The organism is Sphingosinicella xenopeptidilytica, assembly GCF_042676985.1.
GTDB lineage: Bacteria > Pseudomonadota > Alphaproteobacteria > Sphingomonadales > Sphingomonadaceae > Sphingosinicella > Sphingosinicella xenopeptidilytica.
On record NZ_JBHTIK010000002.1, the window covers coordinates 228,669 to 252,891 of the forward strand.

The following is a 24,223-nucleotide window of genomic DNA, read 5'->3' on the forward strand; positions in this document are numbered from 1 at the left end:
GACCCCCGACCGCGCGGGCCGCTCATGCCCTGCAAATGATGACGGTTTCAATCGCGTGCCCCTCGAAAGCCGGGTGGAGTGCGTAGCAGACGCGACATTACGAAGCCGTTTCGTTCCGGGCGCGTTTCCAGCGCTGTGCGTAGCGGACGGCCGATACGATCGTCAGGAAAGTTGCTGCGATCATCAGGGTTTGCAGCAGAAGCGGCGATTTGAGCGCAGGCGGCAGCGGCAGCAGGATCAGCGCCACAAGCAGCATCTGCACGGCGTTTCCCGCCTTGCCGAAGCGGCCGGGGTGCAGTTCGTCGGCGTGCCCGCGCGCCCGGGCCCAGACGCTCGCGGCGAGCACGAGGCCCTCGCGCACCGCAACCACGACGGCGAACCAGCCCGGCAGCAGCTCCGTCCACCACAGCAGCGCCACGGCGGTGCCGACGAGCAGCTTGTCGGCAACCGGGTCCATCAGCCGCCCGAACGTCGTGATGATGTCCCACCGCCGCGCGATCCAGCCGTCCACGGCGTCGGTGATGGCGGCGATGGCGAAGAGGATGCCCGCCCGCGTCAGATCGCCCGAAATCAGGTACAGCGCCATCGGAGCCACAAGCAGCAGCCGGAAGATGGTGAGCAGATTGGGAATGTTGATAGGGCGCCTCCCACACTGTTTTAGTCGCCAGTATCGTCTGCACAGGATAGACGAGGCATGAATGTCATGCACGCCCGTGCCCGGTCTTTTGGAGGAAACCATGTTCCTGAAGCTCAGCGAAACCGTTTCGGTCGCGCCGCAGATCACGGCTGCCGATGTCGGCGCTGCGAAGGCGGCGGGCTTCACCGCGATCATCAACAACCGGCCGGACGGTGAGGCGCCCGACCAGCCGCCAAGCGAGACGATCGCGGCGGCGGCAGCGACGGAAGGGCTCGCTTACGCCTATATTCCGATGTCCCAGGGCGGCATAACCCCCGACATGATCGAGGCCGTGCGCAAGGCGCTCGAAGGCCAGACCACGCTCATGTTCTGTCGCTCAGGCACGCGCTCGACGATGCTCTGGGGCCTTGCCGAAGCCTCCGCCGGTAAGAATCCGGAAGAGCTCGCCGAGGCTGCGCGCGCTGCAGGATACGACCTGTCGCCGATTTACGGCGTCATGCAGCAGATGGCGACGCGGTAACGCCATGCTCGCGCAGACGCTGGTCTCGATCGGCGGCATCGCGCTCGTGGTCGTGCTGGCGCGCTGGCTCGGTGTGCGGCGGCCGGCGGCAAGCCTTGATGCGAAGGCGGCGGCCGATCTTGCCGAATTCACGCTTGCCGGGTTCGTGGCGGATGATGTCGCGCTTGGCGCAGATGGCGGCGGGGCGCTGGTTTCGGGGCAGGGAGGGCGTTTCGCACTCATCAAGCCGCACGGATCGCACTGGGCGGTGCGGGGTCTTGCCCCGCCGGTGGCCGTTACTGTCGAAAACGCTGACTTGATCGTGGAGAGCGGCGATCCCATGTTCGGCCCGGTTCGCCTGCGGATCGGCGCGGAAGCGGCGGAAACGCTTGCCGTGCGGCTGCGGGCACAGGCTGGACGTCAATGAAGCTGCCCGATCCCGTCGCCCTCGCCGTTCCGGCGTTCATCCTGCTGATGGTGGCGGAGGTGATGTGGGTGCGTTTCGGTGGGCGCGGCGAATATGAATGGCGCGATACCGCGACCTCGCTCGCCATGGGCTTCGGCAGTACGATCGCCGGCCTGATCACGGGCGGCGCGGTGATCGCGGCGGCTTACTGGCTGCACCAGTTCGCATTTCTGGATCTCGGCTGGCACTGGTGGGTGTTCGCGCTCTGCATCCTTGCCGACGATCTCGCTTATTACGTGTTCCACCGCAGCGCGCACCGCGTGCGCTGGTTCTGGGCGGCGCACGTCATCCACCATTCGAGCCAGCATTATAATCTCTCAACGGCGCTCCGGCAGACGTGGACGGGGTTCATCGCGCTGTCGTTCATTTTCCGGATGCCGCTGTTCCTCGTGTTCGATCCGGCGATGGTGCTCTTCGCCTCGGCGATCAATCTCGTCTACCAGTTCTGGATTCACACGGAGGTCGTCGGCCGGATGCCGCGCTGGTTCGAAGCGGTGATGAACACGCCTTCGCACCACCGCGTCCACCACGCGACGAACCCGCGTTATCTCGACAAGAACTACGCAGGCATGTTCATCATCTGGGACAGGATGTTCGGCACGTTCGAGCCGGAGCGCGACGACGAGCCCTGCCGCTACGGCATCGTCAAGAACCTCGGCAGCTTCAACGTGCTGTGGACGGCGTTCCACGAATGGATCGGCATCGCGAAGGACGTGTGGCACGCGCCCACGTGGGCGGCGCGCTGGAACTACATGGTGAAGCCGCCGGGCTGGAGCCACGACGGCAGCCGTGACACGTCGGAGACGATCAAGGCACGCTGGGCGGAGCGTCAGGCGCGGCTCGCGGCAGAGCCTGCCGAATGATCTCTATCGGGCGAGGGCTCGCCATCGATCCAGACGAGATCACGCTCAGCTTCATCCGCGCGAGCGGCCCCGGCGGCCAGAACGTCAACAAGGTGTCGACGGCGGTGGAGCTTCGTTTCGATCTCGCGCGTTCGCTGTCGCTGCCCGAAGCCGTCAAGCGCCGCGCCGCGCGGCTCGCCGGGCGTCGGCTGACGCTGGACGGGGTCATCGTGCTCCGCGCTGAGCGGTTCCGCACGCAGGAGATGAACCGGGAGGACGCGGAGGCGCGGCTCGTCGCGCTGCTCTCCGAAGCCGCCGTGCCGCCGACACCGCGCGTCAAGACAAAGCCGAGCAAGGCCGCGAAGGCCCGCCGCGCCGATGCCAAGACCGGGCGCGGCAAGGTGAAGGCGCTGCGCCGGAAGCCCTCGGATATCTAGAAAAGGAGAGGGGCGGCGTGGTTGCCCACGCCGCCACCCGTTTCAAAAAGGAGAGGGGCGGCGTGGTCGCCCACGCCGCCCCGGGATTTTACGCGTACTATACTCAGTAGTTGTAGGCGCGTTCGCCATGTTCGCCGAGGTCGAGACCTTCGCGCTCGACTTCCTCGGAGACGCGCAGGCCGGTGATGACCTTGGCCACCGTGAAAGCGATCGCCGAGCCCACCGCTGCCCAGATGATGGCGACCACGACCGCCTGGATCTGGATGATGAGCTGGGCGCCCACGGCGTAGTCGTCGCCACCCGGCCCACCGAGCGAGGGCAGCATGGTTACGGCCGTGAGGATCGAGCCGATGATACCGCCGACGGCATGGATGCCGAAGGCGTCGAGCGACTCGTCGATGCCGAGCTTCGCCTTGATCTTCATCACGAACACGCAGCAGAGGATACCCGCCACGAGGCCGAGCAGGATCGCGCCCATCGGGCCCGAGTTGCCGGCCGCCGGCGTGATCGCCACGAGGCCCGCGATGGCACCCGAGCAGGCGCCGAGCAGCGAGCTCTTGTGGCCGAGCACGCGCTCGGTGAGCATCCAGAAGAGCACTGCGGAGGCCGTTGCGAGGAAGGTGTTGATAAGCGCGAGGCCCGCGCCGCCGTTCGCTTCGAGCGCCGAACCGGCGTTGAAACCGAACCAGCCCACCCACAGCAGGCCCGTGCCGACCAGCGTCATGGTCAGCGAGTGCGGCGCCATGACTTCCTTCTGGTAGCCGATACGCTTGCCGAGGATGATCGCGCCGACCAGCGCCGAGACACCGGCGTTGATGTGCACGACGGTGCCGCCGGCGAAGTCCAGCGCACCCCATTCGAAGATCAGGCCGCCGGTCGCCCACACCATGTGCGCGATCGGGTAGTAGACGATCGTCAGCCAGACGATGGCGAACACCATCACCGCCGAGAACTTGATGCGCTCGACGAGGCCGCCGATGACGAGCGCGACGGTGATCGCCGAGAAGGTCATCTGGAACGAGATGAAGACGAATTCAGGGATGACGAAGCCGTCGCTGAAGGTCGCCGCCGTCGAGTCCGCGGTGATGCCCGACAGGAACATCTTGCCGAAGCCCGCGATGAAGGCGTTGCCGCCGTCGCCGAACGCCATCGTGTAGCCGTAGATCGCCCACATCAGCATCGCGAGGCTGGCCACCGCGATGATCTGCGTCAGCACCGACAGCATGTTCTTGGTGCGGACGAGACCGCCGTAGAACAGCGCGAGGCCGGGAACGATCATCGCCATGACGAGGACCGTTGCGGTCATCATCCAGGCAACGTCGCCCTTGTCGACGACCGGAGCGGCGGCTTCGGCCGCTTCCTGCGCGAAGGCAGGCAGTGAAAACAGCAGGGGGGCGCTGAAAGCCAGCGCGCGTCCCGCCAATCCAAGAGTTGGTTTCATTCCTTACCCCCAGTCCTAAAGAGCGGTTTCGTCGGTCTCGCCGGTGCGGATGCGCACGGCGCCGCCGACATCGAGCGTGAAGATCTTGCCGTCGCCGATGCTTCCGGTTGCGGCGGCGGCGGAGATGGTTTCAACCACGCGCGGAGCAAGGTCGTCGGCAGCGACGATCTCGAGCTTCAGCTTCGGAACCATGTTCACACTGTACTCAGCGCCGCGGTACACTTCCGTGTGCCCCTTCTGGCGCCCGTAACCCTTCACCTCCGTCACGGTCAGTCCCTGAACGCCGATGTCGCTCAGGGCTTCCCGCACGGGGTCGAGCTTGAATGGCTTGATGATAGCAATGATCAGCTTCATGCCTTGCCCCCTCCTGTGTGGTTGTGCCGGGGAGGCATTCTGCATGATGCGTGCCAACTGCTGCAGCGCAGCAAAACAGGCGACTCCAACCCCGTTCGAGCTGGTTTGTGATTAAAATTTAGGCGATGAAAGGTGGTCGCCTAGATTCTAGGCGAAGATATTGACGAAAGTTTAATCGTCCGCCCCGTCCAGAATCGCTTTCGCGCGATCGATGTCGCTTTCATCGACCATCAGCCGTGCTGATGCGATCGGCCCCAGTCCCAGGCTCGCTACGCCCGCGTCGAAGAGCACCGCCGGAATTCCCTCCGCCTCGAGTGCAAGGCGGGCCACATCGCCATCGATGCGGCTCGAATATTCGCGGACCATCACGAGCGGCATCAGGCGTCCTCGCTCACGTAGCGGTCGGTCACGCGGATCGGCAGCCCGTCGATGCTCCGCGTGCGGTCGGCGCGGCGTTTCACCCACGCTGATGGGTCCGTGCCCGCCTGCCGGTGGTATTTCACCAGCGTCGGCCGTTCGCGCTCCAGCGTCATGTGCGGCACGCCCCAGCCGCAACTCGTCTGCGTGCTCTCCACCGTGATGTCGAAGATCTGCCGCGTGCCGGGCAGGATCGTGAAATGCGCGGCGAGCGCCTTCCAATCCGCGTCCTGCGGCAGCACCGCCCGGCCGTACCCATAAATGCGGAAGATGAGCGCGGGGTTGTCGAACGCACAGAACATCAGCGTGATGCGCCCGTCAGCCGCGAGGTGCGCGTGCGTCTCGTTCCCAGAGCCGCCGAGATCGAGATAGGCGACGCGCTTCGGCCCGAGCACCCGAAACGAATCATAGCCCTTGGGGCTGAGGTTGATGCGCGCGTCCGCAGCGGCGGTCGCCACGAAGAACACGGGCTGGCGGGTGATGAAGGCGATGTGCTCTTCGGTAAGGTGATCGAAGAAGTCCGCCACGCGCCGCTCTCCTTTCGTCTCAGGCGGCGGTGCCGCCCACCGTCAACCCTTCCAGCATCAGCGTGGGCTGCCCGACGCCCGCGGGCACCGATTGCCCGCCCTTGCCGCAGATGCCCACGCCCTCGTCGAGTTCGAGGTCGTTGCCGATCGCGACCACTTTCTGCATCGCTTCCGGTCCCGATCCGATCAGCGTCGCGCCCTTGATCGGGGCGCCGAGCTGGCCGTTTTCGATCCGGTAGGCCTCGGTGCAGGAAAATACGAACTTGCCGTTGGTGATGTCGACCTGCCCGCCGCCGAAGCTCTTGGCGTAAATGCCGGACTTGGCGCGGGAGAGAATCTCGCCGGGATCATCCTTGCCTGCCAGCATGAACGTGTTCGTCATGCGCGGCATCGGCGCGTGCGCGAAGCTCTCGCGGCGGCCGTTGCCGGTGGGCGCCACGCCCATCAGGCGGGCGTTCAGCCGGTCCTGCATGTAGCCCTTGAGGATGCCGTCCTCGATCAGCACCGTGCGGCCCGTCGGCGTGCCCTCGTCGTCGATGGTGAGCGACCCGCGCCGGTGTTCGAGGCTGCCGTCGTCGACGATCGTGACGCCGGGTGAAGCGACGCGTTCGCCGAGCCTTCCCGAAAAGGTCGATGCACCCTTGCGGTTGAAATCGCCTTCAAGCCCATGCCCAACAGCTTCGTGCAGCAGCACGCCCGGCCAGCCGGGCCCCAGCACCACGGTCATCTCGCCCGCCGGGGCCGCGACCGCGTCGAGGTTCACAAGCGCCTGAGCGAGTGCCACATCGATCGCGCGCTCCCACGTCGCATCCTCGAACAACTGATCGTAAAGGTAGCGCCCGCCGATGCCGTGATAGCCGGTCTCGCGCCGCCCGTCCTTCTCGGCGACGATCTGCACATTGATCCGCACCAGCGGCCGGATGTCGGAGGCGCGGAAGGCGTCGCCGCGCAGGATCTCGATCGCGGACCAGCTCGCGGTGAGCGAGGCGGACACCTGCACCACGCGCGGATCGCGCGCGCGCGCGGCGGCATCGATTCGCTCCAGCAGCGCCACCTTGCGCGCGAAGGGGATCGCACTGATCGGGTCATCGTCCACGTAAAGCTTGCGGTTGGTTCGCGCGGGCGGCGCGGCGATCGTGCCGCCATGCCCGCCGCGCACCAGCGCCACGGTTTCGCCTGCGCGCCGGATCGCGGCCTCGCTGATCTCGTTGGCGTGCGCGAAGGCGGTGGTTTCGCCCGAAACGCCGCGCAGACCGAAGCCCTGCGTCGTGTCGAAGCTCGCGGATTTCATGCGCCCGTCGTCGAAGCTGAAGCTCTCGGCGACGGTGTGCTGCATGTAGAGTTCGCCGTCGTCGGTGCCGGCGAGAACGTCGGCGACGACGCGTTCGGCACGGGCCGGGTCGAGCTCGGAATAAAACAGGCGGGTCGGGTCGGTCATGCGCCCGATATGGGCGCTCCGCCCTTATTTGTCACGTGTGTCAGCGGGTCCGCCCGAAAGGATGAAGCGCCGGTCGCAATAGCCGCAGTCGACGAAGCCGTGCTCCATCTCCAGGAAAACGCGGGGATGGCCGAGCGGTCCCTCGTCGCCGTCACACGACACGCGCGTGGTGTCGACGTAGCGGATTTCGGGGACGAACTCGTCTTTCGGGGCGGTGGCGTTCATGGAGGCTGCGCTTAGCACCGGTTTTTCGCGGCCTCAAGCCCGCTCAGATAAAGTGCGGAGCGATCACCGGCCCAAGCGCGATAGCCGCTATGAAGGCGGTCTTGAGCGCGTTCGACAGCAGCACGCGGCGGCGGGAGATGGGAGCCATGAACATGGCCGGACGATGGCGCGGAAAAGGTTAGCAAAGCCTTAATGCCGTCAGCCCCGCAACGGTTCGGCGTACGAATTTGCGCGGCACTCATCTAGCCGCTTGCCGCGTGCAGGTGCGGACGGTATAGCCCGCGCCGGGAGCGGTCGTTTCGCGCGCGCCTCACCAGCTCGCGGGCCGGAACGGTCGGGGCAGGAGTTGCGTTGAATGATGGATACGGTTGAAGGAATGTCCGTCCTGGCCGACGACGAAAATCAGAAATCGGCTGCCGGGAACGGCATCGAACTGCCACAAGGCTATGTCCCCACCGAGGACGAGCCCTTCATGAATCCGCTGCAGCTGGCGTATTTCCGCAAGAAGCTGCTCGACTGGAAGGACGACATTCTTCGCGAAGCGAAGGAAACGCTCGCCCAGCTCCAGAAAGAGCCGCTGCAGGAAGCCGACGCCACCGACCGCGCATCGAGCGAGACCGACTGGTCAATCGAGCTGCGCGCGCGGGATCGGCAGCGCAAGCTGATCAACAAGATCGACGCGGCGCTCCGCCGCATCGATGCGGGCGAATACGGCTACTGCGAGGTCACCGGCGAGCCGATTTCGCTGAAGCGCCTCGATGCGCGCCCGATCGCTACGATGACGGTCGAGGCGCAGGAACGCCACGAGCGCAACGAGAAGATCACGCGCGACGAGTAGCACGGTCTTGCCTCCGGGTAGATCGTTACGCGAAAGTCACGGGAATCCGCGCCCGCCTGCGGGATTGCGCGCTGTCATCCGTCCGTCATCCGCAACGCCTCGTTAACTACGCAGCGGCTAGTTTGTACCTCTGGGTTGCAAACTGGCGGGGCCGATGACGCCGATCGATGATGCCATACGGCCGGAGGAGCTGGCCGCGCTGGAGGCTGCCTTGCCGCGCAAGTGGTGGAGCGGCAAGCGCATTGTCACGGCTGCGCTGATCGCTGCAGCCCTCGTCGTTGCGCTTTACGGTCTTCAGTGGGCGACTGCGCCCGGCGTGCTCACGCCCGCGATTCCCCATTATGTCGAAGTTCCGGCGATGACCGTGAATCTGCGCACGAAGGGCGGCGAACGCCGTTACCTCAAGGTGCATGTCGTCATCGAGGCCGCGAGCCGTGAGGACGCCGACGCGATCAAGGCCCGGCTTCCGGCGGTGATCGACGGCTTCCAGTCCTATCTGCGCGCGCTGCATCCCCAGGATCTCGGCGGGGCCTCGGGCACGTACCGCATCAAGGAAGAGCTGATGGTGCGGATCAACCGCGCGGGGCCGGGGCGGGCGAGCGACGTGCTGGTGCAGGAGCTGATCCAGCAATGACCAGCCGCAGCATGAAATTCGATCCCGAAGCCTGGCTTCGCGACGATATCGAGGCGGAATGGGCGCTGACGCGTGATCAGATGCAGCGCGCCGCGCCGCAAGGGCTGCAGCCACGCGAAACGCCGCGCGGGATACCGGCCTCTGATCAGGCGGGTATCGACGCCATCATCAACGCCGGTCTCGTCTCCACCGAACGGCTGCCGATGCTCGATGTGGTCTTCGATCGTCTCGTCCGGCTGATGACGGCGAGCCTCCGCAGCCTCACCTCCGATACGGTCGCGGTCTCCATCGAAACGGTCGCCCCGGTGCGTTTCGGTGCGTTCCTCAACGATCTGCCGCGGCCGTCGCTGATCGGCGTCGCGCAGGCGCGCGCGTGGGACAATTCGGCGCTGCTTATCGTCCGCCCGGAACTGGCCTTCGCGATCGTCGACGTGCTGCTCGGCGGGCGGCGCGGCGTGCCCCCCGCACGCATCGGCGGGCGGGGTTTCACGGCGATCGAAACGAAACTCGTCACGCGCCTCATCGATGTCGTGCTCAGCGACCTCGGCGCCGCCTTCGCGCCGCTGGCCTCGGTCAGCTTCGCGCGCGACCGGATCGAAACCAATCCCCGTTTCGCCGGGATCGCGCGTCCCACCAGCGTCGCCGTCAACGCCCGCTTCCGCATCGAGATCGATGAGCGCGGCGGGCTCCTCGATCTCGTGATTCCCCATGCGACGCTGGAGCCGGTGCGCGCGCTGCTTCTCCAGCGTTTCACGGGCGAGACGTTCGGCCGCGACCGGATCTGGGAACGGCATCTGGCGTCGGAACTTCAGCGTACCCGCGTCGAGGTGGAGGCCGTTCTCGGCGAGCAGCAGATGACGCTTGCCGAGGTGATGGGCTTCAAGCTAGGCCAGACGCTGCTTTTCGGCACGCGCGAAGAGCATCCGGTCGCGCTGCGCTGCGGCGGGCGCACGATCGGGCATGGCCGCATGGGCCGCTCGGGCAGTCAGGTGGCGGTGCGCCTCACCGACCGGGAAACCGAACACCAGCCCGGAAAGACGTTCCGCCTGCGCGGCGAGGACTAGGCCCGTGCGCCACGCCCCCCAACGCCTTCTGCTGTTCGCCGCGCTTGCTCTGGCGGTCCCCGCACCCGTTTCGGGAGACGCGCCGAACGTGCGCGTCGCGCTTCAGGCGCTCAGCGTCGCGCCCGATGCCGAGCGCCCGGAGCGGCGCTGGCGGCTGGCGCAGGATTATGCCGCCGCCGGTCTCCATGCGGAGGCGGACGGCGTGCTCGGCGTACTTGCCGCCGATTCGCCGCGCTACGCCGAAACGGCCGAATTCCACCTGCTGCGCGCCGAGGTTTTCACCGCGCTTGGCGCGCCGGAAAAGGCGCTGGCAGAGCTCGATACGCCAGCGCTCGCGGAGGTTCCGGCCGCTTGTCTTCAGCGTCTTGCCGCGTCCGCGCGGCTACGCGACCGCGCCGGGGTTGCCGCCGCGCACCGCTGCGCCGCTCCTGCGCTTGCAGCGCTGCCGGCCACGGCGCGGGCGTCCTATCTGATGGCCGCCGTTCGCACCTATGCCGAGGCGGGCGACATGGATGCGGCTGCGGGCGTGCTACGCCGGATGGATGGGCTGTCTCCCGTGCAGCAGGGCGAGGCCGAATATTGGCGTGGCGTCACGCTGCGCGGCAATGCACCGGCGGCGCTCGCACATTTCCGCCGCGCCGCCGCGGGTCCGAACCCGATCGCTGCGCTGCGCGCCGAGGTCGCGGCCACCGAAATCGAGGTCGCGGCCGGTCGCCTTACCCCGAAAGCCGCGCTCGCCCGCCTCGAAGGGCTCGATACTGTCTGGCGCGGCGGCGCTGCCGAACGCGATCTGCTGATGGCGCTCGGCAGTCTCCGGGATGCGTCCGGCGATGTCTCCGGCGCCTTCGCGGCGTGGAGCGCGGTTGCGGGCGGTTTCCCGGAGCTTCCGAAGCGGTTCAGGGCTGCCGTCGCAGACGTGCCGCCCGATCAGGCCGTCGCGCTGCTGGGCGCGTATCCCGATTATGCTCCGCAAGGCCCCGCAGCCGACACCCAGATTCGCCGCCTCGCCGAGCGCCTTGCCGATGCGGGCCGCACCGCAGAGGCCGCGCGCCTCCTCGATCATCAGGTCGCACACCGCCTCGAAGGCACGGCGCGGGCGAGCGTGGCGGTCCGACTCGCCGAGCTCCTCGTGGCGAGCGGCAATCCGCAGCGCGCGCTCACCGTCCTTGCGCAAACCCGCGCCGCGCTCCCCGCCGATCTCGATCTGCGCCGCCGTCAGGCGGAAGCCGCCGCACGCATCCGCACCGGTGACGCAGCCAAGGCCCGCGCGCTCCTCGCCGGAATCGATGGCCGCCACGCCGACCTCCTGCGCGCCGAAGCCGCGTGGACGCAGGGGGACTGGCAGGCCGTAATCGCCGGTCTCGAACCCTTGCTGCCCGAAGGTACGGCGTCCGCACAGGACACGGGCCTCATCCTCCGCGTCGCCGTCGCCGCCGCCCGGCAGGACGATCGCGACCGGCTCCGCAGTCTGGAAAGGCGCTACCGCACAATGCGCGGCCAACCCGCCCGCGCGCTCGAAGCCCTTGTGAACGCCCCGCGCGATCCGCGCGTCCTCGCGGCCGTCACGGAAGCGGTGTCGGCCTATCCGGTGATCGAAGGCAGCGCGGCGTAGGCGGCGGGGTCGCCCCACGCGAGGAACGGCCCGTTGAGGTAATCCGCCTTCCCGTACCGGAACGGCGCGCCCGCCACATCGACCATCGCGCCCCCCGCCGCGAGCAGCACGGCGTGCGCGGCGGCGGTGTCCCACTCCGATGTCGGCCCGAAGCGCGGATAGACGTCCGCCTCACCCTCGGCGATCATGCAGAACTTCAGCGACGACCCGCTCGGCTTCACGTCCGCGCCGGGAATGCGCGCGACATAGGCCATCGTGCGGTCGTCGTTATGCGAGCGGCTGGTCACGACGACGGGCCGTGCGGGCAGCACCCGGCAGCGGATCGCCGTCTTCTCATCACCATCGAACCGCCACGCGCCGTCGCCGACGATGCCCGCCCAGATCGTGCCCGTGCGCGGCGCCATCACCATGCCGAACACGGGGGCGCCCTTGTCGATCAGCCCGATGTTCACCGAATAATCCGCCCCGCCGTCGAGGAAGCTCCTGGTGCCGTCGAGCGGATCGATCAGCCAGAAGCGCTCGGCAACCGCCGGCTTCCCGTCCGCCTCGCAGGCTTCCTCGCCGACGATCTGCGTCTCGGGATCGATCCGCTTGAGCGCGGCGACGATCAGCGCCTCGGCGCGCTCGTCCGCCTCGGTCACGGGAGAGCGATCGGCCTTGGTGCGCGATGCGGCACCGGTTTCGCGGATCTGTTCGATGAGGGTTGCCGCGTCCCGGATCACCGGGAGCAGCGTGTCAAGAAAGGGTCGTGTCACGCATCCGCGGTATCGAAGAGTTCTGCGGGTTTCAAGCCGAGCCGATCGATGTGGCGGCGGATCGCCGGCCACTCGCGCGTCAGGAACTGTTTGCGCTCGTCGGCGACCAGCCGCTCGCGTGCGCCCGGCTCCACGAACAGCCCGAGCCCGCGCCGCGCCGAGACGAGCCCGGCGGTCTGCAACTCCTGATAGGCCTTGGAAACGGTGAGTGGATTGACCTGCTGCTCGGCGGCAAGCGCCCGCACCGAAGGCAGCGAATCTCCGACGCCGTACTGGCCGTCAATGATCGCAGCCGCGATCAGATCGCGAATCTGCACATAGATCGGACGTGTTGTCTGCCACATAGTGTTATAAGACCATAAGACAGTAGTACGGTCAACCGGCTTGTGTTCCTGAAGCCGAGGCTTAGGGTAGTCCCCTAAGCTTGGGGAGAGGCATATGGAGCGCCTTCTGACGGGAGTCCTGTTTGCGCTGGTTCCGGCTTCGGCCCTGGCGCAAATCCCTGAAAGTGACGTGCTGCAATGCACGGCACTCGCGTCCAATGCCGATCGCCTTGCCTGTTACGACGCGATCGGCGATCGCATCCCGGCGGCATCGGCTGCGGTGGCTGCGCGCAGGGTCGCGGCTGCGGAAGCCGCGCGCAAGGCCGAAATCGACGCTGCTGCGCGGAAGGTGGAGACGTTTGGAGCCGAGAGCACGTCGAAGCGCGACATGATTGCGGAAGACAGGCTGTCGGAGCTCAAGGTGGTCATTTCGCGCGCCGAGCTCGACGAGCTTGGGCGCTATTACCTTAGCCTCGAAAACGGGCAGGTGTGGAAGCAGCTCGATGGAACGCTGGCCACGGTCCGTTCGGGAGACACGGCTGTTCTGGAGCGCTCGGCGACGGGTGGCTATCGACTGAAGATAGAGGGCCGGTCCACGACCGTCCGCGCCGCGCGCGTCAGGTAGCGTGCCACACGCTCACGATATCGTCGAGGTCCGGGCGCGGGCGCTCTTCCAGCGGCTTCCCCGGCGTGCCGAGGAACATGAAGCCGACGATGCTGTCGCTCGGTTCGCCGAAGAGTCGCGTCACGCCCTCCGAATAGGCCGGCCAGCCCGTCAACCAGCATGACATGAAGCCTTCGGCGTGTGCGGCGTGCGCGAGCGTCATCGTTGCGGCGGCAGCCGATGCCGCCTGTTCGGCGAGCGGGATGTGCGATTCGGGTTTGGGGCGAAACAGCGTCACGACCAGCGTGGGCGCCTGCCGCGCGAAGTCGCGGATCGCCTCGCGCTCGATGCGGCCGGCTTCGGGCTTCTCAGCCACGTAGATCGCGTCCAGCGCCTCGGCGAGCGCGGCACGCTCGCTCTCCGGCACCACCACGAAGCGCCACGGCGCGAGCTTGCCATGATCCGGCACGCGCGCCGCCGCGCTCAGGATACGCCGCAGCTGGGCCTCGTCCGGGCCGGGTGCGATCATATCGCGCGCCTTGCCGGAACGGCGCGTGAGAAGCAGGGACATGGGGGTGGTGCGGTCGTTGAACACGGTCACGAATGGTTTGCCTTCTTGCCGTTCGCCGATAGGCCGTTGCCGGGAGGGAGACCGCTCGCTAGCAGAAGCGCCTCCGGAAAAGAAAGTCAGGTCGCGACGGTGCGGAATCGTTTTTGTCTTTTGCTCGCCCCTGCCGTCCTCGCTCAGCCGGCGGTTGCCGAGGAGACGATCGTCGTCACCGGCCACGCGCTCGAACAGCCGCTCGGCACACAGGCCTATGCCGTGCAGGTCGTGGACGGCGCTGCGCTGCAGGATGTGCCCGGCGGGCTGGAGACGGCGCTTGAGGCCGCCTCCGGCTTCCAGATGTTCCGCCGTACCGACAGCCGCTCGGCGAACCCGACGAGTCAGGGCGCGCAGCTTCGCGGCATCGGCGGCAATGCGTCCAGCCGCGCGCTGGTGCTGCTCGACGGCGTGCCGGTGGCCGATCCGTTCGCGGGATGGATCCCGTGGCCCGCGATCCGCCCCGAAAGCCTCTCGTCGGTCCGTATCACCACCGGTGGCGGCGCCGGGGCGTTCGGCGCGGGCGCGCTCACCGGCGTCATCGAGCTGTCGAGCGCGGGGCGAGACCGCACGCCCTTCGTCGGCATCGATTATGGCAGCCGCGATTCGGTCGCCGCGTCGGCGGGCGTCACCGTGCCGCTCGGTGGCGGCTTCATCGCGCTCGACGCCGGATACGATCGCGGCGACGGCTTCCATCTGATCCAGCGCTCGCAGCGCGGCGCGGTCGATATCCCGGCGTCCTACAAGCAATATGGCGGATCGGTGCGCTTCGTCGTGCCGGTCGGCGACGAGACCGAGCTCCAGGTGCGCGGCGCGGCCTTCGCGGACGACCGCGTGCGGGGCGTCGAGATCGTCGATTCGGCGAACAGCGGTGCCGATGCGAGCGTGCGGCTGGTGTCGCGCGGTGCGCTGCCGTGGGAGGCCGTCGCCTATCTGCAGACGCGCGACTTCTCCTCGCGCTTCGCGCGCATCGAGGCGGATCGCAGCGCCGCCTTCCCGACGCTCGACCAGTATGCGGTCCCGGCCACCGGCTACGGCGCGAAGGTGGAGATCCGCCCCACGCTCGGTGCGCACGCCTTGCGCCTCGGTGCCGACTGGCGAGGCGCGACCGGCGAGACGAAGGAGTTCTACACGCCTGTCGCCGGCGTCTACACGCGGATGCGCGAGGCGGGCGGCGACAGCAATATCTACGGCGTTTTCATTGAGGACGACTGGCGGCTGACGGACGCACTGCTGCTGACAGGAGGTGTCCGCGTCGATCGCTGGTCGCTCACGAACGGCCACCTCGACGAGCGCCAGATGGCGGGCACGGTGCTCACCGATACCGATTTCGCGAAGCGGTCGGGTACGGAGCCGAGCGCCCGGCTCGGCCTCGCGCTCGCCGCCACCCCGGCGCTCACGCTGCGCACCGCCGGCTATCTCGGCTTCCGCGTGCCGACGCTCAATGAGCTGTACCGCCCGTTCCGCGTCGGCGCCGATGCGACCGCCGCCAACGCCGCGTTGAAGCCGGAGCGGCTGCGCGGCATCGAGGCGGGGTTCGATTACCGCCCGCTCAGCACCGCGCACCTCTCGGCCACGGTCTTCTACAACCGCGCGCGGAACGCGATCGGCAACGTCACGCTCGCGCAGGGGCCGGGCACGTTCCCCGGCGTCGGCTTCGTCGCGGGCGCCTATCGCCAGCGGCTCAATCTCGATGCGATCGAGGCGTGGGGGCTGGAGGCGAACGCCGGCCTCGATCTCGGCCGCTGGTCTCTCGGGCTCTCCTACACGTTCACCGATGCGACCGTGGAGGCGAGCGGCGTGTCCGCGGCGCTCGACGGGATGCGCCCCGCGCAGACCCCGAAGCATCAGGCGAGCGCAACGGCGAGATGGCGTTCAGGTGGATGGAGCGCGGGCGTCGTTGCCCGCTACGATGGCGTGCGCTACGAGGACGATCTGCAAACGCTCCGTCTGGGTGAAGCCCTCACGCTCGACGCCTTCGCCGAAGCGCCGCTCGGGAAGGGTGTGTCGCTCCGCCTCGCCGCTGAAAATCTCGCCGATGCCAACATCGATGCCGGGCGCACCAGCGACGGCATCATCGATCGCGGCCAGCCCAGAACACTCTGGATCGGCATCAGATGGAAACCAGGACGATAAGCGTCACCAAGCGCCGAAACATTCTTTCAATGCGCCAGACGCAAGACTAGTCTCAGACCATGGGAGCGCGGCGCGGCTTCGTCGAAGTCCGTTCGTGCAAGGGATAAAGGGTCCGGACGCCAATGACTCAACCGACGGGGGCTGCCGCCGGCGCCCTTCCAGCAAGCGATTCCATGGGCACCATCCTCGGGCACCCCAAGGGGCTGTTCGTGCTGTTCTTCGCCGAAATGTGGGAGCGCTTCTCCTACTACGGGATGCGCGCGCTGCTCATCTTCTACCTCGTCCAGCACTGGATGTTCTCGGACCAGAAGGCCTCGGTGATCTACGGCGCGTACACGGCGCTCGTCTACATCACGCCCGTGATCGGCGGCTATCTCGCGGACCGCTGGCTTGGGCAGCGCAAGGCTGTGCTGTTCGGCGCGGTGTTGCTCAGCTTCGGGCACCTGCTCATGGCCGTCGAAGGCGACGGCGGTCAGAACGGCACCGCGATCGGTATCTTCTGGCTGGCGCTCGCCTTCATCGTCGTCGGCTCGGGTTTCCTCAAGGCCAATATCTCGGTGATCGTCGGGCAGCTTTATCCGCGCACCGATGTGCGGCGCGACGGCGCCTATACGATCTTCTACATGGGCATCAACGTGGGCGCGGCGCTCGGCGCGCTGATCGCTGGGTGGCTCGGGCAGACCTATGGCTGGGCCTATGGCTTCGGTGCGGCGGGGATCGGAATGCTTCTCGGCCTCGCCGTGTTCGTCTGGGGCAAACCGTATCTGCTCGGGCGCGGTGAGCCGCCATCGCCGGAGCGCCTGCGGGCAAAGTCGTTCGGAATCTCGTTCGAATGGCAGCTTTACGTGCTCAGTTTCGTGGCCGTGGCGGTGGTGTGGCTGATGATCCAGTATCAGGAGATCATCGGCGTTCTCCTTGGTATCTCGGGTGCACTCCTCGTCGGCTACATCCTGTTCACAGCAGTTGTGAAGTTGGAGCGGGAGGACCGGGACCGGATTTTCGCGGCGATCTTTCTGATCATCGGCTCGGTCCTGTTCTGGGCGTTCTTCGAACAGGCCGGATCGTCGCTCAACCTGTTCGCGGATCGGCATGTCGATCGTGAGGCTTTCGGATTTCTCGTGCCCGCATCCGTGTTCCAGTCGCTGAACTCGATCTACATCATCGTTCTGGCACCGCTGTTCGCGGGCCTGTGGGTCTGGCTCGCGCGGCGCGGCCTCGAACCGTCGACACCCTTCAAGTTCGGGCTTGGCATCCTGCAGGTCGGGCTCGGTTTCCTCGTGCTTGTCGGCGGCGCGCAGGCGGCTGGCATGAGCGCGGCAACCCCTCTCTTCTTCCTCTTCCTGATCTACCTGCTGCACACGACCGGTGAACTCTGCATGTCGCCCGTGGGGCTCAGCGCCATGAATCGTCTGGCCCCGGCGCATATGGCCAGCCTCATCATGGGGGCGTGGTTCTTCGCATCCGCCGTCGGCAATTTCGCGGCCGGACAGATCGCGGCGGCGACGGGCGGGGATCATGCCGAAAGTGCGGAGGCGGCGAAGGAAGTCGTGCTTTCCGTTTATACGAATGTCGGCTGGTTCGCGGTCGGCGCGGGGGCATTCATATTGCTGATCTCGCCGTTCATTCGCCGCCTGATGCATCTTGATACGCTGAAGGACGATGGCGTTTTGGCGGGCGCTGGGGAAATCGGGGAGCCGCAGGCGGCAGGAATCAATACGGCAGCGGAGACGCGTTCATGAAGAGTCTGGTTTTTGCGCTTGCATCGGCGGCGCTGCTTTCCGCCTGCGCAGGTCAGCAGGAGGCGCCGAAAACCGCCGGTAGCAAGCCCGCGCGCGATCTGCCGATGATCGACAAGAACCCGTTCCCGTCGACCTACAAGCCCTACGCGTCGCAGCCGACGCTGATCCGCGGCGTCAACATCTATGATGGCGCCGGCGGCAAGATCATCGGCGGCGAGGTGCTGCTGGTGGATGGCAAGATCGCCGCGATCGGGCAGAGCGTCACGGCGCCCGAAGGCGTCACCGTCGTCGACGGCGCCGGCAAATGGGTAACGCCCGGCGTCATCGATGTGCACAGCCATCTCGGCAATTATCCGACGCCCTCGGTGGATGCGCATCAGGATGGTAACGAGGTCACCGGCGCCAACACAGCGGACGTGTGGGCCGAGCATGGCGTCTGGCCGCAGGACCCCGGTTTCACCCGCGCACTCGCGGGCGGCATCACCACGCTCCACATCCTGCCCGGCTCGGCGAATTTGTTCGGCGGGCGCGGCGTTTCCCTGCGCAACGTGCCGGGCCGCACGGTGCAGGAGATGAAATTCCCCGGCGCGCCCTACACGCTCAAGATGGCGTGCGGCGAAAATCCGAAGCGCGTTTACGGCAGTCGCAATCAGAAGCCGGGAAGCCGCATGGGCAACATCGCGGTCGATCGCGCGACGTGGGCGAAGGCGCAGGAATATGATCGCAAGTGGGATGAATACGAAGGCAAGGTGAAGGCGGGCACCGCAGCGCTCAAGGATGTGCCTGCGCGCGACATCGCGATGGATACGCTGCGCGGCGTGCTCGATGGCGAAATCCTCGTGCAGAACCACTGCTACCGCGCCGACGAGATGGCGCTCGTTCTCGATATGGCGAAGGAGTTCGGCTACAAGGTTACCACCTTCCACCACGCGGTCGAAGCCTACAAGATCACCGATCTTCTGAAGGCGAACGGCACCTGCGCCGCGATGTGGGCGGATTGGTGGGGTTTCAAGATGGAATCCTACGACGGCATCCGCGAGAACCTGCCTTTCGTTCACGCGGCGGGCGGCTGCGCGGTCACGCACTCGGACGATGATCTCGGCATCCAGCGGCTCAATCAGGAAACCGCGAAGGCGCTGGCGGACGGCAACCGCGCCGGGCTCGACATCAAGCCCGAGACGGCGTGGACGTGGATCGGTATCAACGCCGCGAAGGCGCTCGGTCTCGACAAGGAGATCGGCAGCCTCGCCCCCGGCAAGCGCGCCGATGTCGTGCTCTGGAACGGCGATCCGCTCTCGGTCTATGCAAAGGCGGAGAAAGTCTGGATCGATGGCGCGCTGATGTTTGATGCGCTGTCGCGGATGCGTCCGGTCAGCGATTTCGAGCTTGGCCAGCCCGGTGAAGGAGATCCGAAATGAAGCGCCTGCTTTCGCTCCTCGCACTGACGATCGCGACGCCTGCGTCGGCGGAAACCATCGCCATCGTAAACGGCAAGGTCGCCACCATCGCCCGCGCCGAACCCATCGAAAACGGCACCGTCCTCATCCGCGACGGACGCATCGTCTCGGTCGGTTCGAACGTAGCCGTCCCGGCGGACGCGCGCGTCGTCGATGCAGCCGGCGGCTGGGTGACGCCGGGCCTGTTCGCCGGCTACTCGCGCGTCGGCATTGTCGAGGTCGATGCGGTCTCCGGCACCAACGACATCCAGGCCAACTCCGCACCCTATGCCGCAGCGATCGATATCGCGCCCGCCGTGAACCCGCTCACCACGGCGATCGCGGTCACCCGTATCGAAGGCGTGACACGCGCCGCCGTGATGCCCGATGCGGGGAACGACATCTTCGGCGGGCAGGGTCTCGTTATGTCGCTCGGCGACGGCACGCCGATCACAAGGCAACAGGCCTTCCAATACATCGTGATGGGCGAGGACGGCGCGCGGCTCGCGGGCGGCTCGCGCGGCGCCCTGTTCGCGCGCCTCGCCGATGCCTTCGCCGAGGCTGCGGCGTACGCGCGCAATCCGGCGGGCTACGGTTACGGCCGCGACCGGGGATCACTGCTCAAACGCGCTGACGCCGCCGCGCTCGCGAAGGTCATCAGCGGCGAGGTTCCGGCGGTCGTCAGCGTCAACCGCGCCAGCGACATCGTGAATGTGCTTGCGCTCAAGAAAACCTACCCGCGCCTGCGCCTCATCCTTGCCGGTGCGGCGGAAGGCTGGACGGTTGCGGACAAGATCGCCGCGGCGGGTGTTCCGGTGCTCGCTTCCGTTGCGCCCAACCTTCCTGAAAGCTTCGAGGTGCTTGCCGCGACGCAATCGAACGTCGGGCGCCTGATCCGCGCGGGCGTGAAGGTCGCGATCGTGCCGATCGGGCGCGATCTCAACCATCAGGTGCGCCTCATTCCGCAACAGGCAGGCAACCTCGTGGCGCAGGGCCGAATTCCGGGCGGCGTTCAGGTGAGCCACGCCGAGGCGCTCGCGGCGCTGACGAGGAACCCCGCCGAAATCTTCGGTCTCGGCGGCGAACTCGGTACGCTCGAACCCGGCAAGCGCGCCGATGTCGTCGTCTGGTCGGGCGATCCCATCGAGCTTGCCTCGGCACCGACCGCGCTGTTCATCGATGGTCGTGCCACGCCGCTCGAATCGCGGCAGACGAAGCTGCGCGATCGTTACAATCCGCTGAAACAGGATACGCTGCCCAAACAGTACAGCCGCTAGGAGAAGGGGAGGGCCGGGAAATGGCCGAGCTTGCAATCGCCGTTGCGTCGTTTGTGCTTACCCATTTCATCCTGTCCCACCCGCTCCGCGCGCCGATTGTGGCGAAGCTCGGCGAGAGAGGCTTTCTCGGCCTCTATTCGCTCGTTGCCTTCGCAACATTGATCTGGGCGGTGCTCGCCTATCGCGCCGCGCCGATCGAACAGCTCTGGGTGCCGCCGCTCTGGGCGGTGCATGTCGGCTGGCTTCTGATGCTCGTCGCCTGCATCCTGTTCGTGGGATCGTTCCTCGCACCCAATCCGGCGATGGTGGAGGCGGGCAAACTCCTGTCGAAAGGCACCGCGCCCAAGGGTGTGATGGGCATCACCCGCCATCCGATGATGTGGGCGTTCGGCCTTTGGGCCGTGGTACACGTCATGTCGACAGGGCGGCTCGAAACGCTGATCCTCGCGGGCGGCATCGGCATATTGGCGCTCGTCGGCGCATGGCTGCAGGATGGCAAGAAAGCCGCGCAGCTCGGTGCGGGATGGGCGGCCTATGCCGCGCACACCAGCTACTGGCCGCTTGGCGCACAGCTTTCCGGGCGGCTCGGCTGGTCGCGGATCTGGCCCGGCGTTCTGCCGATCGTGATGGGCGTCGCGCTCTACGTCATCCTCGTCATGGCGCATCCGCTCGTGATCGGGAAATCGACAGGGGCGATGCTGTGGAATTGACGGGCAAAACCGTCTGGATCACCGGCGCGTCGTCGGGGATCGGCGCGGCGCTCGCAGAGGCGTTCGGGAAGGCGGGAGCGCAAATCATCCTCTCGGGAAGGCGCGAGGCCGCGCTGGCAGATATTGCCCGGCGGCTGGAAGGCGAGCGCTTCGTCCTGCCTTTCGAGGCGACCGACTACGCCGCACTGCCGGGCATCGTCGACCGGGCGTGGGCGTGGCGCGGCGCGATCGACATCCTCGTCAACAACGCGGGCATCTCGCAGCGCTCGATCGCACTCGACACGGATTTCGACGTGTACCGGCAGATCATGGAGGTCGATTTCTTCGCGCCGCTCCGGCTCACACAGTTCGTGTTGCCCAAGATGGTCGCGCGGGGGCAGGGTCATGTCATTCAGATCGCGAGCGTCGCAGGCAAGATCGGCGTGCCGATGCGCACCGGCTACTGCGCGGCGAAGCACGCGCTCGTGGGCTTTTCGGATGCGCTGCGCGCCGAGGTCGCCCAGCACGGCATCGGCGTCACCGTGGTCACGCCAGGCTTCGTGCAGACGAACATCGCCGAGAATGCGCTCGACGGCCATGGCAAACGCTTCGGTCCCAAAGAAGACCCCGTCGGCCACGGCATCAGCGCTGCCGAGGCTGCGGCTGAAATCCTCGCCGGCCTGCGCGCTGGAAAGCCCGAAATCCCCGTGGGCAGAGGCCTCGAAATGCACGCGCTCTGGCTGAAGCGTTTGGCACCACGCTATGTGTTCAGCCGCGTCGCGAAGATGGCGCCGAAACGCTAGATTCGAAGCATCGCCAGCTTGGCCGGCGTATCATAGCGTTCGCCCGCCGTACCGCCGACCGGTGCGGCGGCGTTCAGCGCGGTGACGTCTGCAGCGGTAAGGGCGAGGTCGGCCGCACCTGCGTTTTCCTCCAGCCGTTTCACCTTCTTTGTGCCGGGGATCGGAATGATGTCGGGCCCCTGCGCCAGCAGCCATGCGAGCGCGACCTGTGCAGGTTTCGCGCCGTGCGCGTCCGCGATGCGCTTCACGGTCGCGACGAGTTCCATGTTCGCATCGAAGTTCGCACCCTGATAGCGGGGGTCATTCCGGCGGTAGTCGGTTTCCGGATAATCCTCTGCCCGTTTCACGTCGCCGGTCAGGAACCCGCGCCCGAGCGGCGAATAGGGCACGAAGGCAATGCCGTGCTTGCGGCAGGCGGGCAGAATGTCCTTCTCCACCTCTCGTTCCCACAGCGAATATTCGGATTGCAGCGCGTCGATGCGATGCGTCGCAGTGGCGCGTTCCAGAGTGCCGACACCGGCTTCGGAGAGGCCGATGAAGCGGATTTTGCCTTGGGCCTGCAGGTCCGCCATCGTGCCGACGACGTCTTCGATTGGCACGTCGGGGTCGACGCGGTGCTGGTAGAACAGGTCGATCACATCGGTTTGCAAACGTTTGAGGCTCGCCTCGCAAACAGCGCGGATGTTCTCGGGCCGGCTGTCGGTTCCCCGCGAACGCCCATCGACGATCTTGAAGCCGAACTTGGTCGCGATGAACGCCTTGCCACGCTTGCCTTTCAGCGCCTCCCCGAGGAATTCCTCGTTCGCATACGGGCCATAGACTTCGGCGGTATCGAGGAAATCGATGCCGATTTCGAGCGCGCGGTGGATGGTGCGGACGGCTTCGTCCTTGTCCACCTCGCCGTACATCGCCGCCATGCCGGAAACCCCGGCAATGCCCATGCAGCCGAGCCCGATGGCGGAAACGTCAGTCGTGCCGAGGTTGCGCCGTTTCATCGTCGATACCCTTTCCATAGATCGTTCCGGCCTTCACGCCGGCAAGGAAGCCGTTCATCTCGCGTCTCACGGGTACGGCGAGCAGTGCAAGCCCGATCAGGTTCGGTACGACCATCAGGAAGAACAGGCTGTCGATGAGGTCGATGACCTTGCCGGGCGAAAGGATCGCGCCGATCGGTTGCAGCAGGCAGTAAAGCAGCTTGAACGCAAGCTCGCTCGCGCGGCTGTGTCCGAAGAGATAGCCCCACGCCTGCAGCCCGTAGTAACCCCAAGAGATCAGCGTCGAGAAGGCGAACAGAAAAACCGCGACCGAAAGCACATAGGGAAACCACGACGCGACCGTGCCGAACGCCGCAGAGGTCATCGCGATGTCGCCGTGGCCGTCGTCGTAGACGCCGGTGACGACGATGATGAGCGCGGTCATCGTGCAGATGATCATCGTGTCGAGCAGCGGTTCGATCAGCCCGACCATACCTTCCGACGCCGGGTGATGCGTCCGCGCGGCCGCGTGCGCCATAACCGCGCTGCCAACCCCCGCCTCGCAGGAGAACACCGCGCGCCGCATCCCGACGACAAAGCTGCCGATCGCACCGCCCGCCACGGCCTCGGGCGCGAAGGCGGTGCGCACGATGGTCTCCAGCGCGGCGGGAATGGCGCCTGCATTCACCATCAGGATGACGATGCCGGCGCCGAGGTAGATCACGCACATCAGCGGCACCAGCCGCGCGGCGACGCTCGCGATGGAGCGCACACCGCCGATGATGACGACGCCGACCGCGATCGTGAGGAACAGCCCGTAGATAAGGCCGTTGCCCGGCCCGTTGTCGATTTCCGCGATGAGGGTGAGTTGGCTGAAGCTCTGGTTCACCTGCAAAAGCGGCAGCGCGCCGCCGAGTGCGAAAAACGCGTAAAGCCCCCCGAGATTCCGCCCCGTCTTCGGCAGGCCGAGCCGGGCAAGCCCGTTCTTGAGCGTGTACATCGGCCCGCCGAGCACTTCGCCCGAAGGCGTGAACTCGCGGTACATCAGCCCCAGCGTCACTTCGGCAGCCTTCAGCGCCATCGCAAAAAAGCCGATCACGAACATCCAGAAGGCGGCGCCCGGTCCGCCGAGCGCGATGGCGATGGCGACGCCGCCGATGTTGCCGAGGCCGATCGTGCCCGAAAGTGCGGTCGAAAGCGCCTGGAACTGGCTGACGCTGCCGGGGGCGCTGTCATCGATGTGGCGGCCGCGGATGAGCTGGAGGCCGATGCCGACGCCGCGCAGCTGCGGAATGCCCAGCCACAGCGTGAAGAAGATCATCGCGGAGCCGAGCGCCAGCACGACAAGCTCGATCTGGGCGCCGAAAAACGGCACCTTCATGAAGACGAACGCCGAAAGATGGTCGATGAAACGACCCATTGTCTCGATCATCGCGTGCAGCCCGCCCTTCATTT

Annotated in this window: 27 protein-coding genes; 15 read left to right on the forward strand and 12 right to left on the reverse strand. The window is 66.7% G+C overall.

Annotated elements, in window-relative coordinates; translation table 11 throughout:
• Positions 1-97: 97 nt before the first annotated feature.
• Positions 98-832, reverse strand: a complete 735-nt coding sequence (locus tag ACFQ00_RS03915) for a CDP-alcohol phosphatidyltransferase family protein (RefSeq protein ID WP_381486500.1) — start codon at positions 830-832, stop codon at positions 98-100.
• On the opposite strand from ACFQ00_RS03915, the gene ACFQ00_RS03920 reads away from it, so the two are divergent.
• From ACFQ00_RS03920 to arfB, 4 genes are read left to right on the forward strand one after another with little or no spacing between them, the layout of a single operon-like run.
• Positions 738-1,157, forward strand: coding sequence for a TIGR01244 family sulfur transferase (locus tag ACFQ00_RS03920; protein WP_381486503.1), 420 nt, complete (start codon positions 738-740; stop codon positions 1,155-1,157). The two genes, ACFQ00_RS03915 and ACFQ00_RS03920, sit on opposite strands and share 95 nt — an antisense overlap.
• A gap of 4 nt (positions 1,158-1,161) precedes the next feature.
• Positions 1,162-1,563 carry a hypothetical protein gene (locus ACFQ00_RS03925; protein WP_381486506.1) on the forward strand — a complete coding sequence of 134 codons (402 nt, stop codon included), beginning with the start codon at positions 1,162-1,164 and terminating at the stop codon, positions 1,561-1,563.
• Complete coding sequence (locus tag ACFQ00_RS03930; protein WP_381486509.1) at positions 1,560-2,465, forward strand: sterol desaturase family protein; 906 nt, start codon at positions 1,560-1,562, stop codon at positions 2,463-2,465. The genes ACFQ00_RS03925 and ACFQ00_RS03930 overlap by 4 nt, the downstream gene beginning before the upstream one ends.
• Positions 2,462-2,881, forward strand: a complete 420-nt coding sequence (gene arfB, locus ACFQ00_RS03935) for an alternative ribosome rescue aminoacyl-tRNA hydrolase ArfB (RefSeq protein ID WP_381486512.1) — start codon at positions 2,462-2,464, stop codon at positions 2,879-2,881. Before ACFQ00_RS03930 ends, arfB begins: the two co-directional genes overlap by 4 nt.
• A gap of 103 nt (positions 2,882-2,984) precedes the next feature.
• Here the strand turns inward: arfB and ACFQ00_RS03940 are convergent, their stop codons facing one another.
• From ACFQ00_RS03940 to ACFQ00_RS03965, 6 genes are all read right to left on the reverse strand, one after another.
• A complete protein-coding gene (locus ACFQ00_RS03940; RefSeq protein WP_381486515.1) occupies positions 2,985-4,322 on the reverse strand; it encodes an ammonium transporter in 1,338 nt (445 codons plus the stop codon).
• Positions 4,323-4,337: 15 nt separating this feature from the next.
• Positions 4,338-4,676: a P-II family nitrogen regulator gene (locus tag ACFQ00_RS03945; protein ID WP_374594722.1), complete on the reverse strand. Its 339-nt coding sequence runs from the start codon at positions 4,674-4,676 to the stop codon at positions 4,338-4,340.
• Between the two features lie 171 nt (positions 4,677-4,847).
• Positions 4,848-5,054: a putative signal transducing protein gene (locus ACFQ00_RS03950; RefSeq protein ID WP_381486519.1), complete on the reverse strand. Its 207-nt coding sequence runs from the start codon at positions 5,052-5,054 to the stop codon at positions 4,848-4,850.
• Positions 5,054-5,620, reverse strand: a complete 567-nt coding sequence (locus ACFQ00_RS03955; RefSeq protein ID WP_381486522.1) for a pyridoxamine 5'-phosphate oxidase family protein — start codon at positions 5,618-5,620, stop codon at positions 5,054-5,056. The genes ACFQ00_RS03950 and ACFQ00_RS03955 overlap by 1 nt, the downstream gene beginning before the upstream one ends.
• 19 nt (positions 5,621-5,639) lie before the next feature.
• Positions 5,640-7,058: a metalloprotease TldD gene (tldD, locus tag ACFQ00_RS03960; protein ID WP_381486525.1), complete on the reverse strand. Its 1,419-nt coding sequence runs from the start codon at positions 7,056-7,058 to the stop codon at positions 5,640-5,642.
• Between the two features lie 24 nt (positions 7,059-7,082).
• The gene (locus ACFQ00_RS03965; protein WP_381486528.1) at positions 7,083-7,283 is read right to left on the reverse strand and encodes a zinc-finger domain-containing protein; all 201 of its coding nucleotides are present in this window, start codon (positions 7,281-7,283) and stop codon (positions 7,083-7,085) included.
• 376 nt (positions 7,284-7,659) lie between these two features.
• Here ACFQ00_RS03965 and dksA point away from each other — a divergent pair, with 376 nt between their 5' ends.
• From dksA to ACFQ00_RS03985, 4 genes are all read left to right on the forward strand, one after another.
• Positions 7,660-8,121, forward strand: a complete 462-nt coding sequence (dksA, locus tag ACFQ00_RS03970; RefSeq protein WP_381487832.1) for an RNA polymerase-binding protein DksA — start codon at positions 7,660-7,662, stop codon at positions 8,119-8,121.
• A 154-nt stretch (positions 8,122-8,275) separates the two neighbouring features.
• Positions 8,276-8,755, forward strand: a complete 480-nt coding sequence (locus tag ACFQ00_RS03975; RefSeq protein ID WP_374594712.1) for a flagellar basal body-associated FliL family protein — start codon at positions 8,276-8,278, stop codon at positions 8,753-8,755.
• On the forward strand, positions 8,752-9,819 hold the full coding sequence (gene fliM, locus ACFQ00_RS03980) for a flagellar motor switch protein FliM (protein WP_381486531.1): 1,068 nt from the start codon (positions 8,752-8,754) through the stop codon (positions 9,817-9,819). The genes ACFQ00_RS03975 and fliM overlap by 4 nt, the downstream gene beginning before the upstream one ends.
• Positions 9,820-9,823: 4 nt before the next feature.
• A complete protein-coding gene (locus ACFQ00_RS03985; protein ID WP_381486533.1) occupies positions 9,824-11,431 on the forward strand; it encodes a hypothetical protein in 1,608 nt (535 codons plus the stop codon).
• Here ACFQ00_RS03985 and cysQ read toward each other — a convergent pair.
• Complete coding sequence (cysQ, locus tag ACFQ00_RS03990) at positions 11,401-12,186, reverse strand: 3'(2'),5'-bisphosphate nucleotidase CysQ (protein WP_381486535.1); 786 nt, start codon at positions 12,184-12,186, stop codon at positions 11,401-11,403. The genes ACFQ00_RS03985 and cysQ overlap by 31 nt on opposite strands.
• Positions 12,183-12,530, reverse strand: a complete 348-nt coding sequence (locus ACFQ00_RS03995; RefSeq protein ID WP_381486537.1) for a GntR family transcriptional regulator — start codon at positions 12,528-12,530, stop codon at positions 12,183-12,185. Before ACFQ00_RS03995 ends, cysQ begins: the two co-directional genes overlap by 4 nt.
• A gap of 94 nt (positions 12,531-12,624) precedes the next feature.
• On the opposite strand from ACFQ00_RS03995, the gene ACFQ00_RS04000 reads away from it, so the two are divergent.
• Positions 12,625-13,134, forward strand: coding sequence for a hypothetical protein (locus ACFQ00_RS04000; RefSeq protein WP_381486539.1), 510 nt, complete (start codon positions 12,625-12,627; stop codon positions 13,132-13,134).
• Here ACFQ00_RS04000 and ACFQ00_RS04005 read toward each other — a convergent pair.
• Entirely contained in the window at positions 13,127-13,708 is a 582-nt protein-coding gene (locus ACFQ00_RS04005) for a nitroreductase family protein (protein WP_381487835.1), read from the reverse strand. The two genes, ACFQ00_RS04000 and ACFQ00_RS04005, sit on opposite strands and share 8 nt — an antisense overlap.
• 105 nt (positions 13,709-13,813) lie before the next feature.
• Here ACFQ00_RS04005 and ACFQ00_RS04010 point away from each other — a divergent pair, with 105 nt between their 5' ends.
• The 6 genes from ACFQ00_RS04010 (at position 13,814) to ACFQ00_RS04035 (ending at position 21,794) form a co-directional block, all read left to right on the forward strand.
• On the forward strand, positions 13,814-15,850 hold the full coding sequence (locus ACFQ00_RS04010) for a TonB-dependent receptor (protein WP_381486542.1): 2,037 nt from the start codon (positions 13,814-13,816) through the stop codon (positions 15,848-15,850).
• A gap of 173 nt (positions 15,851-16,023) precedes the next feature.
• Positions 16,024-17,589: a peptide MFS transporter gene (locus ACFQ00_RS04015; protein ID WP_381486544.1), complete on the forward strand. Its 1,566-nt coding sequence runs from the start codon at positions 16,024-16,026 to the stop codon at positions 17,587-17,589.
• Positions 17,586-19,007 carry an amidohydrolase gene (locus ACFQ00_RS04020; RefSeq protein WP_381486547.1) on the forward strand — a complete coding sequence of 474 codons (1,422 nt, stop codon included), beginning with the start codon at positions 17,586-17,588 and terminating at the stop codon, positions 19,005-19,007. Before ACFQ00_RS04015 ends, ACFQ00_RS04020 begins: the two co-directional genes overlap by 4 nt.
• Positions 19,004-20,302 carry an amidohydrolase family protein gene (locus tag ACFQ00_RS04025; RefSeq protein WP_381486550.1) on the forward strand — a complete coding sequence of 433 codons (1,299 nt, stop codon included), beginning with the start codon at positions 19,004-19,006 and terminating at the stop codon, positions 20,300-20,302. The genes ACFQ00_RS04020 and ACFQ00_RS04025 overlap by 4 nt, the downstream gene beginning before the upstream one ends.
• A gap of 20 nt (positions 20,303-20,322) precedes the next feature.
• Positions 20,323-21,012 (forward strand): NnrU family protein, encoded by a 690-nt coding sequence (locus tag ACFQ00_RS04030; RefSeq protein WP_381486553.1) that lies wholly within the window; start codon positions 20,323-20,325, stop codon positions 21,010-21,012.
• The gene (locus ACFQ00_RS04035; RefSeq protein ID WP_381486556.1) at positions 21,003-21,794 is read left to right on the forward strand and encodes an SDR family oxidoreductase; all 792 of its coding nucleotides are present in this window, start codon (positions 21,003-21,005) and stop codon (positions 21,792-21,794) included. Before ACFQ00_RS04030 ends, ACFQ00_RS04035 begins: the two co-directional genes overlap by 10 nt.
• Here ACFQ00_RS04035 and ACFQ00_RS04040 read toward each other — a convergent pair.
• The gene (locus ACFQ00_RS04040; RefSeq protein ID WP_381486559.1) at positions 21,791-22,789 is read right to left on the reverse strand and encodes an aldo/keto reductase; all 999 of its coding nucleotides are present in this window, start codon (positions 22,787-22,789) and stop codon (positions 21,791-21,793) included. The two genes, ACFQ00_RS04035 and ACFQ00_RS04040, sit on opposite strands and share 4 nt — an antisense overlap.
• Positions 22,761-24,221 carry an alanine/glycine:cation symporter family protein gene (locus ACFQ00_RS04045; protein ID WP_381486562.1) on the reverse strand — a complete coding sequence of 487 codons (1,461 nt, stop codon included), beginning with the start codon at positions 24,219-24,221 and terminating at the stop codon, positions 22,761-22,763. The genes ACFQ00_RS04040 and ACFQ00_RS04045 overlap by 29 nt, the downstream gene beginning before the upstream one ends.
• Positions 24,222-24,223: the final 2 nt, after the last annotated feature.